General features: G+C 51.7%; 14 protein-coding genes. 7 read left to right on the top strand and 7 right to left on the bottom strand.

Translation table 11 applies throughout. The features are described from left to right. Window positions 1-74 precede the first annotated feature (74 nt). Window positions 75-3,905 carry a multifunctional oxoglutarate decarboxylase/oxoglutarate dehydrogenase thiamine pyrophosphate-binding subunit/dihydrolipoyllysine-residue succinyltransferase subunit gene (locus HMPREF2958_RS05855; RefSeq protein ID WP_070697250.1) on the bottom strand — a complete coding sequence of 1,277 codons (3,831 nt, stop codon included), beginning with the start codon at window positions 3,903-3,905 and terminating at the stop codon, window positions 75-77. Between the two features lie 365 nt (window positions 3,906-4,270). Here HMPREF2958_RS05855 and HMPREF2958_RS05850 point away from each other — a divergent pair, with 365 nt between their 5' ends. From HMPREF2958_RS05850 to HMPREF2958_RS05830, 5 genes are all read left to right on the top strand, one after another. Beyond that, entirely contained in the window at window positions 4,271-5,623 is a 1,353-nt protein-coding gene (locus HMPREF2958_RS05850) for a hemolysin family protein (RefSeq protein WP_070697410.1), read from the top strand. Next, window positions 5,620-6,714 (top strand): hemolysin family protein, encoded by a 1,095-nt coding sequence (locus HMPREF2958_RS05845; RefSeq protein WP_070697249.1) that lies wholly within the window; start codon window positions 5,620-5,622, stop codon window positions 6,712-6,714. Before HMPREF2958_RS05850 ends, HMPREF2958_RS05845 begins: the two co-directional genes overlap by 4 nt. Before the next feature lie 146 nt (window positions 6,715-6,860). Further along, entirely contained in the window at window positions 6,861-7,841 is a 981-nt protein-coding gene (locus HMPREF2958_RS05840; RefSeq protein WP_070524259.1) for a metal ABC transporter substrate-binding protein, read from the top strand. Beyond that, the gene (locus HMPREF2958_RS05835) at window positions 7,842-8,828 is read left to right on the top strand and encodes a metal ABC transporter ATP-binding protein (protein WP_070697248.1); all 987 of its coding nucleotides are present in this window, start codon (window positions 7,842-7,844) and stop codon (window positions 8,826-8,828) included. Next, on the top strand, window positions 8,825-9,775 hold the full coding sequence (locus tag HMPREF2958_RS05830; RefSeq protein WP_070697245.1) for a metal ABC transporter permease: 951 nt from the start codon (window positions 8,825-8,827) through the stop codon (window positions 9,773-9,775). Before HMPREF2958_RS05835 ends, HMPREF2958_RS05830 begins: the two co-directional genes overlap by 4 nt. Window positions 9,776-9,901: 126 nt before the next feature. Here HMPREF2958_RS05830 and HMPREF2958_RS05825 read toward each other — a convergent pair whose 3' ends face one another. Continuing rightward, the gene (locus HMPREF2958_RS05825; protein ID WP_037231042.1) at window positions 9,902-10,366 is read right to left on the bottom strand and encodes a Fur family transcriptional regulator; all 465 of its coding nucleotides are present in this window, start codon (window positions 10,364-10,366) and stop codon (window positions 9,902-9,904) included. A 194-nt stretch (window positions 10,367-10,560) separates the two neighbouring features. Here HMPREF2958_RS05825 and HMPREF2958_RS05820 point away from each other — a divergent pair, with 194 nt between their 5' ends. Together HMPREF2958_RS05820 and HMPREF2958_RS05815 are read left to right on the top strand one after the other, a co-directional pair. Beyond that, window positions 10,561-11,220: an MBL fold metallo-hydrolase gene (locus HMPREF2958_RS05820; RefSeq protein WP_070697243.1), complete on the top strand. Its 660-nt coding sequence runs from the start codon at window positions 10,561-10,563 to the stop codon at window positions 11,218-11,220. Between the two features lie 15 nt (window positions 11,221-11,235). Continuing rightward, window positions 11,236-11,664, top strand: a complete 429-nt coding sequence (locus HMPREF2958_RS05815; RefSeq protein ID WP_070448561.1) for an HIT family protein — start codon at window positions 11,236-11,238, stop codon at window positions 11,662-11,664. 227 nt (window positions 11,665-11,891) lie between these two features. On the opposite strand, the gene budA is transcribed toward HMPREF2958_RS05815, so the two are convergent. From budA to HMPREF2958_RS05790, 5 genes are all read right to left on the bottom strand, one after another. Next, window positions 11,892-12,641, bottom strand: a complete 750-nt coding sequence (gene budA, locus HMPREF2958_RS05810; RefSeq protein ID WP_070697241.1) for an acetolactate decarboxylase — start codon at window positions 12,639-12,641, stop codon at window positions 11,892-11,894. 90 nt (window positions 12,642-12,731) lie between these two features. Beyond that, entirely contained in the window at window positions 12,732-13,217 is a 486-nt protein-coding gene (locus tag HMPREF2958_RS05805; protein WP_004004987.1) for a GNAT family N-acetyltransferase, read from the bottom strand. Between the two features lie 154 nt (window positions 13,218-13,371). Further along, window positions 13,372-13,854 carry a GNAT family N-acetyltransferase gene (locus HMPREF2958_RS05800; RefSeq protein WP_238382282.1) on the bottom strand — a complete coding sequence of 161 codons (483 nt, stop codon included), beginning with the start codon at window positions 13,852-13,854 and terminating at the stop codon, window positions 13,372-13,374. A gap of 115 nt (window positions 13,855-13,969) precedes the next feature. After that, a complete protein-coding gene (locus tag HMPREF2958_RS05795; RefSeq protein WP_070697240.1) occupies window positions 13,970-14,836 on the bottom strand; it encodes a GRP family sugar transporter in 867 nt (288 codons plus the stop codon). A 222-nt stretch (window positions 14,837-15,058) separates the two neighbouring features. Beyond that, the gene (locus HMPREF2958_RS05790; protein ID WP_070697238.1) at window positions 15,059-15,574 is read right to left on the bottom strand and encodes a nuclear transport factor 2 family protein; all 516 of its coding nucleotides are present in this window, start codon (window positions 15,572-15,574) and stop codon (window positions 15,059-15,061) included. Between the last annotated feature and the right edge of the window lie 428 nt (window positions 15,575-16,002).

Here is a 16,002-nt window from a genome sequence, read left to right as displayed (position 1 = left end):
TTTTCCACAATCGCACGAGTTATAAAACTCGCTGTGAAGCTACGGTTGTGATGGGGCTTTACACCACAAAGGATTTAGCCTTCGAAGACCTGCTTCATCAGTGCCTCAGCTTCAGCAGCATGGCGTTTACCCGTACCTGCTGCAGGAGATGCCGACGCAGGGCGGGAAACTAAACGCATCCGGTAGTCAATAATTGGCAGCAGGTTCAAAGCCATAAACGGCCACTGACCCTGGTTAGCGGGCTCATCCTGCGCCCATACAATATCGGTGGCGTTCGAGTACAAATCCAGCTGCGCCTTGATCTCTGCCTCAGGCAGGGGGTAGAGCTGTTCAACGGAAACAATAGCGGTCTTCGTATCGCCACGCTTTGCACGCTCAGCCTCAAGATCGTAATAGAGGCGACCAGAGACAAAGACAACACGCTCAACTTGGGCCGGAGTAACACCGGAACGATCGCCAATAACGGGTTGGAACGACCCCTCCGTGAAGTCCTCGATTGAGGACGAGGCAGCCTTCAAACGCAAGAGCTGCTTAGGACTAATAACCACAAGCGGTTTATACGGGCGGTGCTGTGCGTGACGACGCAACAGGTGGAAATACGATGCCGGGGTAGAAGGCACAGCAACCGTCATATTGTTTTCAGCGCACAACTGCAGGTACCGCTCCATACGTGCTGATGAGTGGTCCGGCCCCTGCCCCTCATAGCCGTGGGGGAGCAGAAGAACCAGCGAAGAACGCTGACCCCACTTCTGTTCAGACGATGACACGAACTCGTCGATAATCGTCTGGGCACCGTTCGCAAAGTCACCGAACTGGGCCTCCCACACCACCATCGAATCGGGACGTTCAACCGAGTATCCATACTCGAAGCCTATGACACCGTACTCAGACAGGAGTGAATTGTAGATACGTAGCTTGCCCTGATGATCCGAGAGATGCTGCAGCGGTGACCATTCGTCGTCGGTGAGATGATCATGCAGCACCGCGTGACGCTGCACGAAGGTACCGCGTTGAACGTCTTGGCCGCTCATACGCACATCGGTGCCTTCCATGAGCAGAGAGCCAAAGGCCAGAAGCTCGCCCATGCCCCAATTGACCTTGCCGTTTGTGCCCATCTCAACACGCTGTTCACACAGTTTCTTGAGCTTCTTATGAACCGTGAAGCCCTCGGGAACTTCGCCGAATGCTTTTGCGATGTGCTCGAAGGTATCGCGAGAGATCGCGGTGTTACCGCCATGAACAATTTCGGTGCTCTGCTGAGAAGCCGGCAGCTCAAGCCCAGCGACATTGGGGGTCTCGGGAGCTGGTACGGCCGCTTGGGTCTCGCTGAAGATCGCATCCAGCTTCGAGTGGTATGCACTCAATGCCTCATCTGCTTCTTCTTGGGTGATATCGCCGCGACCCACCAGAGCCTCTGCATACTTGGTGCGGGTCGAAGGCATATTATCGATCACCTGGTACATCTTCGGCTGAGTCATCGACGGGTCATCAGCCTCGTTGTGGCCACGGCGACGGTAGCAGAGTAAATCAATTACGGCATCGCGGCCAAAGCGCTCGCGATACTCGAATGCGAGACGACCTGCCCGAACTACGGCCTCGGGGTCATCGGCGTTTACGTGGAAGACAGGCGCCTTGGTCATCCGAGCAATATCGGTTGCGTTGGTGGCGGTACGGCCATCCTTCGGAGATGTTGTGAAGCCGATCTGGTTATTCACCACGATGTGTACGGTACCGCCGGTGGTGTAGCCACGCAGATTAGCCATCTGCAAGGTTTCCATGACGATACCCTGTGCGGCAAACGCGGCGTCACCATGAATCAAGATGGGCAGAATGGGATGACCTTCGATACCCTGGTCGTTAAGAACATCCTGCTTGGCGCGCACGATGCCTTCCAGAACGGTGTTAACAGCCTCCAAATGTGAAGGATTAGCAGCCAAATACACCTGAGTCTGCTTGCCTGAGGTAGAGGTGAACGTGCCCTCGGTGCCAAGGTGGTATTTCACATCGCCAGAACCACCTTCATATGGTGCCGCAGTACCGCTGAACTCACGGAAAATCTGGGCGTAAGACTTACCCGCGATGTTGGTCAGAACATTGAGGCGGCCACGATGCGCCATACCGATGGCGACCCCGTGCATATTATTATCTGCCGCCTTGTTGATGATCGCATCCAGCAGGGGGATGAGCGACTCTCCACCTTCGAGTGAGAAACGCTTCTGACCCAGGTATTTGGTCTGCAGGAAGGTCTCAAAGGCCTCGGCCTCAACAAGCTTCTCCAGAACATGCATCAGACGTTCGCGGCTAGGCTTGCTGTAGCCATGCTCCAGCTTCTCTTGGAACCATTCACGGGCTTTACGGTCTTCCATGTACATGTACTCGACCGCGAGAGTACCCGCATATGCCTCACGTAGACGCGCCAGAATAGTACGCAAAGGAAGCTGTTCTTTGTCGCCAAACCCTCCCGTAGGCCATACTCGATCCAGATCCCACAGAGTCAGACCGTAGCTTTCTACGTTCAAATCGGGGTTTGAATGTAGCTGGTAGCCCACAGGGTTGGTACGGGCGATAAGGTGACCGTGCACGCGGTACGCGTGGATAAGCTGCTGAATGCGGGCGACCTTAGAAACCTCAGTATCAGGATTAACCTGATTATCCTGGCTCCATCGAACAGGTTCGAAGGGAATTTGAATAGCCTGGAAGATTTCGTCATAGAATCCTTCGGCGCCTAAGAGGTAGCTCTCTACTATCTTAAGGAATTCGCCGGAACCAGCACCTTGAATAACGCGGTGGTCATAGGTGCTCGTAAGGGTAATAACCTTGGAAATAGCGTGCTGGGCTACCATCGTCTCCGCCACACCGCGGAACTCAGCAGGGTATTCAAGAGCACCCACACCGATAATTGCGGCCTGCCCTTTCGAAAGACGAGGAACAGAGTGTACGGTACCGATACCGCCAGGGTTCGTGAGAGTAACCGTAGTTCCCTGGAAATCTTCCAGCCCAAGCTGACCTGCACGACCACGTTTGACGATATCGTCGTAGGCCTGCCAGAACTCCAAGAAGCTCAAGGTCTGTGCACCCTTGATATTCGGAACCACGAGGTTGCGGGAGCCATCAGGGCGGGGCAGATCGATAGCCAGCCCGAAGTTCACATTCGCATTGTGAATAGCAATCGGTTTGCCTTTTTCATCATGACCGTAGGTGACGTTCATTGAGGGCATGGCAGCGAGCGCACGAATAACAGCGTACCCAATGATATGCGTGAAAGAAATCTTGCCGCCGCGGGTTCGAGCTAAATAAGCGTTGATGGCAGAACGGTTTTCAATCAGCAGTTTAGCTGGTACCGCGCGCACCGTCGTAGCGGTTGGAACGGTGAGCGAGTCTTCCATGTTGGCGGCAACGGCTTTAGCCGGTCCGCGCAGGGGTACAATTTTATCTTCTAAAGGTTCCACGTTTTCTGCCTTTGATGAGGTTTTAGGAGCGGGCGATGCTGTCGACTTTGTTGGTGCAGCAGGCTGAGGCGCCGGGGTAGTAATAGATGCTGCAGCGGCTGGAGCAGAAGGTGTCGCCTCGGCTTTTTGGGTAGCTGTTACTGGGGCGGAGGCCGCCGGAGTTCCTTGAAGGGCCTTATCAATGGACTGAAAAATGGGCCACCACGAAGGATCCACGAGATTTTTGTCTTGCTGATAACGTTCATATTGTTCTTCGACGAACCATTCGTTACCGGCAAATTCCTCAGGTACCAGGTGATCTGGCAGATTTGGCACTGTAAACGCCTCTTCCTTGACTGTGAATTTATCCGTCGCGTCCGGAGAAATCCGGCACAGACGACCCGCATCTTCGAGGGGCGAATCATCACGCTGAGTATAAGTTGGCTTTGTGTGTGCCTCTTCAAGTCTCGCACACATTGCGGACTGCAAGAGCTGCAGCGCACCAAATACTCTATAACCTAGTTTAGTGAGAACTCACCCGAACTTTCCAGCTGAACCCGGCGGATACGGTGAGTTGTTCTTCACGGGAACACACTTGTAGGAAGGCAAAACATGCCTTGAGGGTGGGTAAGTTCTGCGAGATATTGTGCTCATGGGAGCTTATGCATCTCTGTTTTACATTGATATCTAAAGGAAAGCGTAGCGACCACTGCAAAATTGCCTTAAACATTCGCTAGAATATGGGCTATGGATGACCCCTTCAGTTACCCCAATACAGACTGTCGAATATTACACTTTTATGACGCTCGTCGTCCTGATGACGTTGGGTGCGCGGTGAACGCATGAACTTTATACTTCTTGCTCTCGGCATCGCACTCATTCTAGGAACCGGTTTCTTCGTAGCTGTCGAATTCTCACTTGTGGCGCTTGAGACCGCGACCGTGTATCAAGAACGGGAAAAAGGTGATACTCGCGCTAACGCCGTTCTTCAATGCTTACGTACTCTCTCAACACAGCTTTCAGGTTGCCAAATTGGCATTACGATCACGACTCTGCTCACGGGGTACACACTTGACGCTTCCATTAATGCGTTAACCGCTGGATTTATCTCTTCGTGGGGTCTTCCTAGGGCTGTAACTTCCACCCTGACCCTTGTGCTTGCTATGGGAATTGCCACCCTGCTATCGATGCTCCTCGGTGAACTGGTGCCTAAAGGCCTTGCGATCGCTGAACCCTACCGGGTGGCGCGGCAAGTCGCGCCTGCGCAGCTTATATTTACGCGCGTCATGAAACCTGTGGTCGTCGTGATGAACGGGTCTGCCAATAGAATTCTTCGTCTCTTCAGCATGGAGGCTCAGGAGGAACTTTCTGCTGCCCGCAGTCCCGAAGAGCTTTCGGCAATGGTGCGTCGCTCTGCGGAGCAGGGAACCTTGGATTCGGATACGGCTCGATTTGTGGATCGCACGCTTAGTTTTGCTGAACTTACCGCTTCCGAGGTGATGACTCCGCGAGGGCGGGTTACGATGCTCGAAGATACGGCGCCCGTAACAGAGGTTATAGAGCAGGCCCGTGCGACCGGGCACTCGCGTTTTCCTCTCTATCGTGGAGATCATGACAATATTGTGGGCGTTATCCATGTGAAGAAAGCTGTCGGGGTTCCAACCGATGTGCGTGAAACCCTGGAAGCCGGTGCATTGGCTGATGACGTGCTGCAGGTTCCTGAAACACTGCACGTAGATGCGCTTCTTACTCAGCTGCGTGAAGGAGCATTACAACTTGCCGTCGTCCTCGACGAATACGGCGGAACATCGGGAATTGTGACTCTTGAAGACCTTGTTGAAGAAATTGTGGGCGAGGTATCCGATGAGCACGATCAAGGGCGAACGGAACGGCCTCTACGTTTTGGTAACGGCGACTGGGTGTTCTCAGGATTGCGTCGCCCGAATGAGGTTAACGAATTTATTCCCGGTGTCATCGCCGAGCATCCTTCCTACGAAACCGTGGGCGGTTTTATGATGGAGCAGCTGGGGCGCATACCTGAACAGGGTGACCAGGTACCGATCCCTGGCGGTATTCTGCGCGTAGACCATGTTGAGGGACGCCGGGTAGACCGCATCCGCTTTATTCCCGACAGCATCGGGGAAGGGCTCGTATCGCAGCCAGCGGTTTTGCAGAATCGGCAGGTGCGCTCATGAATGACTGGGTAGCTATAGCACTCCTCGTTATTTTGCTTATCGGCAATGCATTTTTTGTCGCAGGTGAATTTGCCATCATGTCTACCCGCCGAGCCCAAATAGAGCCCCTGGCGGATGGGGGAAGTAAACGCGCAAAAGTGGTGCTCTACGCACTGGAACGCGTCTCTCTGATGTTGGCTACCTGCCAGTTGGGTATTACGATTTGTTCTCTGCTGATTCTGAACGTTTCCGAACCTGCTCTGCACCATCTGCTGGGGTCACCTTTAGAGTTACTTGGTCTTCCGCACACCACGGTCGATATTCTTGCCTTCGTCGTTACCCTTATCGTGGTGACGTATCTGCACGTTATTTTTGGTGAAATGGTGCCGAAAAATGCTGCAGTTACTCTAGCAGCGCGCGGTATTGCCCTGTGGATTGTTCCTACGTTGGTACGGGTTTCGCATGTTTTTGCTCCCATCGTGGCGTTTCTCAACGGTATGTCAAACATGCTTTTACGCTGGATGCGGGTGGATATTAAAGACGAGGTCGCCTCTACCTTTACACTAGGCGAGCTACAGTCTATCGTTGCCCAATCCACGGCAGAAGGCACCGTCGAGGACGATGCCGGCGTTATCGGCGGCGCTCTCGAATTTAGCGGGAAGCATGTTTCTGAGATTATGGTAAGTCGGGACAACGTGCATACACTGCCCTTCGGATGTACTCCGGCAGAGGTAGAACACGCCGTAGCGCGCACCGGATATTCTCGTTTTCCCGTCCACGATGAAGCCGGAATCTATATGGGGTACCTGCACCTCAAGGATGCCCTAGACGTAGCCCCTGAACGCACAGACCAGCCTTTTCCCTGGTACAAACTGCGGTCTTTGACCGTTCTAACACCGACGACCGAAATTGACGATGCGCTCGCCACCATGCAGCAGAATCGCTCGCATCTGGCGCAGGTCGTAGACACTTCGGGCACATTATTAGGCGTGGTCTTTATGGAAGATGTGATCGAAGAACTTGTGGGCGAAATTCATGATACGACACAGGACTCGAAGCGGCGTAAAGCCAGCACATCGCACTCTGAAGGGGTAAGCCAAGATGAACAATAAAGAGTTGTTTATACGGTATATGGCGTGATTTAGTGGTAATGCATCAGCAAACCCGGCGCGTCGTAATTGAAAATCGTTTTCACCTTGCGTAGCCTGGTAAAACTCGCTCGGAAAATATTCGCGCCGCAGTCGAAAGAAGAATTAACATGAAAAAACTCATGAGCACCATAACGGTATTGGCTGGAGTATCTCTCATGGTGAGTGGCTGCTCAACCGCTAACTCGGGTTCCAACGGGTCATCAGGCAACGACGGCGGGAAAGTAAAAGTTGTTGCAACCACTGACGTTTATGCCGATATTGTCAAGCAGGTGGGAGGGGACAACGTAGACGTTACCCCTATTATTGCGTCAACTAGCACTGACCCTCACTCCTATGAAGCAACCGCAGCAGACCGTGTTAAAACGAAGGACGCAGGTCTTGTTGTGGTCAATGGAGGCGGCTACGACCAGTTCCTTGAAGATATGGCAGGTAAAGACAATAGCTCACAGAAGGTTGTCAACGCCGTCAAGCTGAGCGGGAAACTAACTGACAGCGAATATGATCATCTCGCCGAAGACCACAAGGACGGTCACCATGATCATGAAGACGGTGAAGAACATAAACACGCCCACGAGTTTAACGAGCACCTTTGGTACGACTTCGACACCATGAAGAAAGTTGCCACCGAAGTAGCAGAAGACTTGGCACAGCTGGATTCCGCGCACGCGGACTCCTACCGCGAAAATGCTAAGAAACTCGGCACAGAACTTGATACTCTGGACTCCTCAGCGAAGAAGATCAACGGTAAAGGTAAGAAATATATTTCGACCGAGCCTGTGCCGGATTACCTGATTGCCTCCACGGGTGCAGAGAATGCAACCCCTGAGGAATTCGCGGAATCTATCGAAGCTGAGAAAGACGTTCCGGCACTTGTGCTCAAGGAAACCCAAGATTTGGTGACTGAGAAGCAGGTCTCCCTGGTGGCATACAACGAGCAAACCGAAACCTCACAGACCAAGGAAGTGCTTCAAACGGCTAAAGACGCGGGGGTTGCCCATGTTTCCTTTACCGAAACTCTCCCCGAAAACACCGATTACCTGTCGTGGATGAAGACGAACGTTTCAAATCTCGAAAAGGCACTTTCCTAAGTGAAAAATACGACACTATCAGGCACCCCCGCGATAGAAATACGCGGGGGTAGCCTCGCTTTTGGAAACCGTAACCTTTGGAATGACCTCAACCTGTCCATTGCTCAAGGAGAATATTTCGCGGTTCTTGGACCAAATGGTTCCGGAAAATCCACGTTCCTCAAAGTAACCCTCGGGCTCACCGTGATGAATACCGGCACGATCTTTGTTCTGGGCAAGCCGGCCCGCGCCGGAAACCCCGGCGTAGGCTACATTCCCCAGCAAAAAGCAATAGACCCATCAACCCCGATGCGTGCCCGCGACCTCGTTGGCTTGGGTATCGACGGGCACCGCTGGGGAATCCGGTTAGGCAGCAGAAAGTATCGTGCAAAAGTCAATGAACTCTTAGAGGCCGTCGGCGCTTTAGAATACGCCAATGTTCCGGTTGGTCTGCTTTCAGGGGGCGAACAGCAGCGACTGCGCATAGCCCAAGCTCTCGCGAATAACCCCCAAATGCTGCTTGCTGATGAAGCTCTTCTCTCTCTCGACCTGAACCATCAATACGCGGTTGCTGATCTGATTCATCGGTTTAACCGCGATCAGGGTGGCTCTGTTATCTTCGTAACTCACGAGATTAACCCCATCATTGAGCATGTTGATCGCGTCTTATATCTCGCCAACGGGCGATTTACCGTAGGAACTGTACCCGAGGTCATGAACAGCGAAACCCTGAGCGATCTTTATGGAACCCCCATCAACGTGCTGAAATCCAACGGGCGCTACGTTGTGGTAGGGGAGACCCATGCCAGCGACCATTGCCATGTGGTAGGTGGGGAGCAGAACCTTCATGGTGCGCATCAGGACCTTCGAGAAATTGCAGTCGAGACGGATCATGATGCGTCCTCGGGCAAACCGGTCAAAACCGCGAGCGCGGCGGGTGCCCTAGAAGATTCTTCTAATACTACGAAATATCACGCCGAGCACAAGGACGGAGGGACACCCCAATGATTCTTTCCATAGTAATCTCTCCGGTGCTTGCGGCAAGCCAGCAACAGAACGATTTACTCTCGCGGATTTTCGTTTTCGACCGATACAGCGAACTAGTTCAGCTGTTGCAGAACTCTATTCTTGCGGGTGCAGTCCTCGGTATTATCGGCGGTTTCGTCGGCATGTTTGTTATGATGCGCGATCATGCCTTCGCCGTGCACGGTATCTCTGAAATGTCGTTTGCAGGTGCCGCGCTGGCACTTCTGCTGGGGTACGATGTCATTACCGGGTCAATGATTGGGTCCATTATCTCCGCCTTGCTGATCGGCATGATGGGCGTGAAGAAAAGCGAATCAAACTCGGTCATTGGTGCCCTCATGCCCTTTGGCCTGGGTTTAGGCATTCTCTTTCTCTCGCTCTACCAGGGCAGGAGCGCCAATAAATTCTCGCTTTTAACCGGTCAGATTGTTTCGGTCGATGGTGATCAGCTGAACGCCATGATCGCTGGAGCCATTGTAATTATCGCAATTCTGACTCTGGTCTGGCGGCCACTGAGCTTCGCCTCACTCGATCCCGAAGTGGCCCAGGCAAAAGGCGTTCCTATGCGTACCCTATCCCTGGTCTTTATGGTGGTTCTGGGTATCGCTGTAGCGCTTTCGGTTCAGGTCGTTGGCTCCCTGTTGGTGCTGGCCCTCTTGATTACTCCGTCTGCCGCAGCGCTTCAGGTGACCGCATCCCCGCTTAAAGCGCTTATTCTCTCGGTGATTTTTGCGGAAATGGCTATTGTGGGCGGTATTTTGCTTGCGCTTGCCGGCTCGCTACCGATCAGCCCTTATGTCACCAGTGTATCCTTCGTAATTTATCTTATCTGCCGCATTATTGGTGGAATTAGGAGGCGGCACAGCGCATCAGGTCGCATCGCCCGTCAGACACAGGAGGATGCACATCATCACCCTGCGAGCGTCTAGTAGCGGCTCTTTCTAGAGAATCTTAAAGTCTGTTGCCCACAACTCAACCAAGAGTTCAAGAGTTGTGGGCAACAGACTTTAAGAGTAGCGCATACTCTGCGGGATAAACCAGGATTCAGGTCTTATTTACTGGCGCCCCGTCAATCGATTTTCTTCATCACGGAGTTCCAGAGTGCATTCAGGGCAATAGCCGGTAACTTCAACTACATGCTCCAATTCCGAGAACCCGTATTTTTTCCCCATATCAAGGGCCCAATCCTCAATAGCGGGTGCCTCAAGCTCCACGGCCTTACCGCAACGGCGGCACAGAAGATGATGATGGTGCGTATCGCCTTGACAATGACGGTAAAGCGACTCGCCTTCGACACCCTTCACGACATCCAGTTCTCCCGAATTAGCGAGAGACTGGAGCACACGGTAGGTTGTCGCTAAAGACACCTGCTCTTTACGGTTAGCTAGGGTGAGGTGCAAATCCTGCGCCGAAATAAAATCGCCCAGTTCGGCCATCGTGGCCTTGATAATGCGGCGCTGCTTGGTGTTGCGCGCCTCTGCCTGTTTCACGATCTTGCGGACGGGAATATGAGTATCCAAAACATAACCTTCCGGGTGGGGCACACCCAAGTAGTATGCGGGTTTGTGAGCCTTTTCTAATGACTCTACACTAAAATTTTGCATATCAAGTGCGAGTTATTAATTCTCTCACGTGGTGAAAATTCTAGATTACCCTGTAGTTAGCTATGGTACAGCACTAGAGCAGGCTCGAATCTGGCGAGTAGACTGGAACCATGGAACTGACAAAATATACCCATTCAAGTGTGCGGATAGAGCACGACGGTCATGTACTAGTGTTTGACCCCGGAAATTTCGCGCCTGAGGGCGAACATGCTCAGCTGCTTGATGGCGCGGACTACCTCTTGATCACACACGAGCACCCCGATCATTTTGATGCCGATCGTGTGCTGCCTTTGATCGCCGAAAAGCCACAGTTGCGTATTTGGGCGCCGCAAGCTGTCGCAGAGAAAATTCTTGATACTGCACCAAACGCCCACGTCACTGTTGTATCGGCAGATAGCGAATTTTCGGTGCCCGGTTTTGATGTACAGACCTTTGGCGGTCAGCACGCGCTGATTCACCCTTTGATCCCTACGATCGCCAATATTGGATACCTCATTAACGGTGTTGTGTACCACCCCGGTGATTCCCTCGTGGTGCCACATGGCGTGAAAGCTCCTCATGTGTTGGTGCCGGTGCACGCGCCCTGGAGCAAGGTTCAAGAAGTTATCGATTTTGTGATCGCGGTGGGAGCACGGCATGCGTACCCCATTCACAATGGCATGATTAATGAGAATGGTACGGGAATTATCGAGGGTTTGATTACTACCTTTAGCAACAAGTACGGTACCGAATATTCGCATCTAAACCCCGGTGACACGGTCAAGCTCTAGATTTTGGAGGATAGAGTGAGCAGTATTTTTACCAAGATTATTGACGGAGAGATTCCGGGCCGTTTTGTCTGGAAGGATGAGAAATGCGTGGCGTTTATGGATATTCAGCCGGCATCGCACGGGCATCTGCTTGTGGTTCCGCGTGAAGAGATTGATCGTTGGCCCGAGCTTCCGATGGCGCTTGCAGCACATCTTTTCGCAGTAGCGCATAAGATTTCCGGTGCTCTAGATCGAGCTTTCGATAAAGACCGGGTGGCGCTTATGATCGCCGGGTTCGATGTGCCACACACGCATATTCATCTGTTCCCAGCGGATAGTATGGCGGAATATGACCCGGCGAATGCGCTCGCTAACGTGACTGCCGAGGAACTGGATGCTGACGCGGAGGCAGTGCGTACCGCCCTGCGCGACCTCGGACACGGTGAATTTGTGCCGGAGGCTTAGGAGCGCCTGATTCTCTTATTATTCCGTTTCACCACAGACATTAAAGTGCCTTTATTCAGATAAAGGCACTTTAATGTCTGTGGTGAGCATGATGCACAGCTTAGCGTCCCTCAGCGGTACGCTGTGAGCGGTGCATGTTGCCCTGTTGTTGCTGCTGTGAAACAGGCAAAAGCCTCCGCATGCTCGCAAGAAAAGTATTCGGAGGCTCGCCCTCGCCGTAGGTAGGTTTAGTGTTTTTCCGCCTTTGAGATCTGATCTGCCAAATCTTCGGGGGAGAGGTTGGCGGAAGAGAACTCGGGGGTCAGTGGCAGATGCAGCTGTAAACCGGTGCCGGGGCAGATTTCTACGTTTGCTGACTTTAGTTTGAAGTCGACCACGTGTCCGCCATGAGTACGTTCATCGTCAATAAAGTGGGCGTGGCACCCCGGAACGGAAATGCCCTGCTCATAGATGGGGGTACGGAAACCCACAATCGTTCCCGTCAGATTATCGAACTGAACGATATCCTCATTCTCGGTTGCGTCTACCATCTTCGGGTAGGGCTTTTCCTGCTTGACCACGGTACGAGTACGAACCCACTCAAACTCGCCATAAATCTTGATAGCGTACATGTAGTTCTTCGACACCGTAAAATTATCGAGAACCTGTGAGGTGGAGGTGCGCAGCATGTTTTGCGGAAGCTCACGACGGATCATGGGTACGAAGTTTGTGACCACTGCATATGGGGTTCGATCAGTAAGCTGGGGGATAGAAACCGAGCCGTCATGGCGCACCTGGTAACAATCGCCGTCGAGCACCACCATCTCCCCATCAAGGCCGTTAAAAGTTCCTACCCCAAAGTTACCGTGGCTCAACAGTTCACCAATTGTCATTTCGCCATCGTACACGCCGTCGAGCAGCTGCGACATAAGACCTGTCTGGAAGACCTCGTTGCGGAATACGGTTTCTCCATTGAGCTGAGTCGGCTGATATGCCATCGTTTTACCTTCCATCGCGTATATTTGACTACACCATCATTCTACGCCGCATATTCCAAATGCCGTGTTTGTATATAAAATATGCCCATGCTAGAGATCGAGTACCATTTCAATGTGCTTGATTCCAGCTTCCTGATAGGGTTCGCCGCGAGCCACAAAACCGGCCGCCCCATAGTAGGTATCTCTTAAATATGCTTGCGCGCTAATCACAATCTGCCGTGCAGATGTGTTCGTGCGAATCCAGTCAATGGCCGCGTGTAAAAGTTTACGTCCTAGCCCATTTCCGCGTACTTCTTGACGTACCGCAACACGACCCAGCGTCCATGCATCTGCGATGGTGCGGTGATTACCGTCATTGACATGTTCCAGATCAAACATGCGCAGATACGCGAGTACACGACCAGAATCATCAGCGGAAAAGAAATGGACGCATTCAAAATCGGTTTCATCAGCCTCGGGCTCAGTAATCTTCTGCCCCGCAGTAAAAACCAGGGTGCGTGTTATATGAATCTGCTGAAGTTCATGCAGTGTGAGCTCATCAAATAGTTTGGCTGTAAAACCGGGAGAGGAAGTCATGAATCCTGCTTGTCTGACGAACGGTCTGTTGAGAGCGGGCGGGCATATAATGCGTAAAAACCTACACTACTAGAGGCACATATCCGGCACTGTAGTTTCCTAAAACTTGCCCGTCCCGCATCATCCGTGGATGCGCTAGTGCTCAATCGCCGGATTAGCGCTGCAAATCGAGTACCATTTCGACATGCTCGATTCCAGACTCCATGTAGTGCTCACCGCGCTCAACAAACCCCTCAGGACTGTAGTAGGTATCTTTCAGATATGCTTGAGCGGCGATCACGATTTCTTTTGCGTCCGTGTTATTCCGGATCCATTCCAAGGCTGCGTGTAAAAGCTTACGTCCCAGGCCGGTACCACGTGCATCTGGGTGAACTGCCACACGGCCGAATGTCCACGCGCCCGGAATGTAGCGGTGGCGTGCATCCTGAACCTTCTCAAGATCGAATAGACGCAGATACGCGAGCACTTTTCCCGAATCGTCCTCATTCACCATATGGATGCATTCGAAATCAGCGTCATCAGGCTCCTGATCAGTTGATTGCTGACCCACTGTGAACACCAGAGAACGAATAATATGAATCTGCTGCAACTCGTGAGCGGTCAGCTCGTCAAAATGCTTGGCGATGAATTTGGACACGGGCTCTCCTGCGTTGGTCATATCGGTGAAAAGACAGTTCTCATTATTCTAACGTGATGTGTGCGAATCACACGAAATCTAAAGAATATACGGTAAGAATGTGCGGCGTGTACAGCTAAAGCGTACCAATAAGAACGCCGCCAATAACTACGAGGGCGAGTCCTCCTAACACATACAGCAACTCCAGCCTCGTTTTCTTCTCGCCCAGTAGCAAGATACTGCCCAGAGTGGAGATAATAACGTTCATCTGTGAGAGTGTAAACCCGCTGGCAACACCGTTGCGATGCGGCTCAATAGACACTAGGTAGGCTAACGCAGCACCCGAGAAAATCACGCCACAGATAATGTTCTGTAAAGACTTCTTATCCCAAGGGCGGGTACCGTCACGGGTCAGCATAGACATCGTGATAGCCGCTACCACCATACCCACTGATTGGGGCAGGAATTTATACCACCCGTCTACACTCACATAGTTGGGAAAGAATGAATATCCGACATATCCGATGGTAGAAATTAAGAGTGTGATAATACCGGCCCGCATATTCCCGCCCGACTGTGGGTCAGGATTCTCTTGCTTCGTGGTCATCCAGATACCGATGATAATGAGAGCCAGAGCTACGGCCCCAATTACTTTAGCTTGAACGGTACCCCAGTCACCGAACGCCACCACGCCCATTAACGAGGTACCTACCAGCTGCATACCAGTCGATAAAGGCATGGTTTGAGAAACACCGATCTGAGTAAATGCGCGATATTGGTTCATCTGCCCGAACGCCCAGCTTGCTCCTGAGAGGACGCACAGAAAAAATGCCCAAGCGTCAAGGCGAATCGGGAAGAAAAGCAGGGAAGTGGCAATACCCATGAGGAGCACGCCCATCGTGGTACCCATAATTTGCTGAGTCGGTTTACCACCGATTTTAGATACGCACAGAGGCAGAATGCCCCAGAATAGCGCGGGTATAAGACCGATAAGGATATTCATGGAAATATTTCCTTAGGCACTATGAGAACACAGAATATACAGCTGTTCCGTGGAAAGAATAGTAAATTACCATTTTAGAAACGTCTATAACGCTGTAAGCTCACTCTAGCTTATCTTGTTTTTATAAAATTCGAGCCCGGCAGGTAAACATCCTGTTTGAGATCTTAAAACAGAAGATGCCCTCCTTACATAAGGGCATCTTTAGGATAGTTCGGTCGAGCTTTAAGACCATAGGGAGGCGACAGTCTTCGTAAAGTGCGTACCATCGGGGTGTATCTGCGATACAAGCTGGAGATTCCAGGTTCCATCGCTCCCATTGATATTTGCGATCGTGCGCGTACGTGCTACGAGCTGAGCTCCATTGTCACTTCGTTCCACGCGAGCAGATACTACCTCAATATTGCTGTAGGACATAGTTTTGTTGGCAACCGACTGTACCCACTCATCGCGAGTCTGGATCTGGCCTGTGATGTGGGTGAGTGTAGCATCCTCAGTGAGAGTGGAACGGAGAGTTTCGGCGTCAGCATCCATCATCGCCATAAACATACGCTCTTGTGTGCGAATAGGCTGTTCATCGGAACCTGTATAGGGCTCGCCTGGTGCAGAGGGTAATAGCTGGTCATTCTTATATAGTGCTTCATCGGACGACAGCGAGCTGGAAGCGCAACCTACGAAAGTTGCAACTGCTGTAAGACCAGCTGATAGACATACAGTACGGCGTGATAGTACATGCGACACGTCAAACTCCTTTAGAACGTGGAGGCAGTAATCCCCTAAGAACTTACTTGCGGCTTCATCATACGTGAAGGTTAAGCCTTAATTCCAGATTTTGTAAGTATTCCACATTATGGCCACTGAGGGAATCAAGTACCTTGTGGAGCTGTTCTTTCTGAGTGGGGAAACTTGCGAATAGGTCTATCTTCTCAGTGTTTACTAGTTAAGGAAGGCTACTATGCTAGGCAATGCCGCAGTGTATTGTCAATATGAAAGCACAACCGGAATATACAAATTCTGGAAAGGTTAGTATGTGCATGCTCGCCATGAGCATAATTTATGATGAAGCAAAGGCAGACAAAAAACTATAAGAATATCTCAAAATTATTATAAAGCTAATAAATATGCTTGTCAGAGGTCGGAGTCTTAGAATCCTTAGGAATTATCATCGT

The sequence above is a fragment of the Rothia sp. HMSC036D11 genome, assembly GCF_001814205.1.
GTDB lineage: Bacteria > Actinomycetota > Actinomycetes > Actinomycetales > Micrococcaceae > Rothia > Rothia dentocariosa.
The sequence above is the reverse complement of the archived record's forward strand: the minus strand, read 5'-3'. Positions and strand labels throughout refer to the sequence as shown.

Excerpts from the sequence above, each read along its gene's own strand:
- HMPREF2958_RS05855 (WP_070697250.1), bottom strand. The coding sequence starts at position 3,905 with ATGTGTGCGAGACTTGAAGAGGCACACACAAAGCCAACTTATACTCAG.
- HMPREF2958_RS05850 (WP_070697410.1), top strand. The coding sequence starts at position 4,271 with ATGAACTTTATACTTCTTGCTCTCGGCATCGCACTCATTCTAGGAACC.
- HMPREF2958_RS05845 (WP_070697249.1), top strand. The coding sequence starts at position 5,620 with ATGAATGACTGGGTAGCTATAGCACTCCTCGTTATTTTGCTTATCGGC.
- HMPREF2958_RS05840 (WP_070524259.1), top strand. The coding sequence starts at position 6,861 with ATGAAAAAACTCATGAGCACCATAACGGTATTGGCTGGAGTATCTCTC.
- HMPREF2958_RS05830 (WP_070697245.1), top strand. The coding sequence starts at position 8,825 with ATGATTCTTTCCATAGTAATCTCTCCGGTGCTTGCGGCAAGCCAGCAA.
- HMPREF2958_RS05820 (WP_070697243.1), top strand. The coding sequence starts at position 10,561 with ATGGAACTGACAAAATATACCCATTCAAGTGTGCGGATAGAGCACGAC.
- budA (WP_070697241.1), bottom strand. The coding sequence starts at position 12,641 with ATGGCATATCAGCCGACTCAGCTCAATGGAGAAACCGTATTCCGCAAC.
- HMPREF2958_RS05805 (WP_004004987.1), bottom strand. The coding sequence starts at position 13,217 with ATGACTTCCTCTCCCGGTTTTACAGCCAAACTATTTGATGAGCTCACA.
- HMPREF2958_RS05795 (WP_070697240.1), bottom strand. The coding sequence starts at position 14,836 with ATGAATATCCTTATCGGTCTTATACCCGCGCTATTCTGGGGCATTCTG.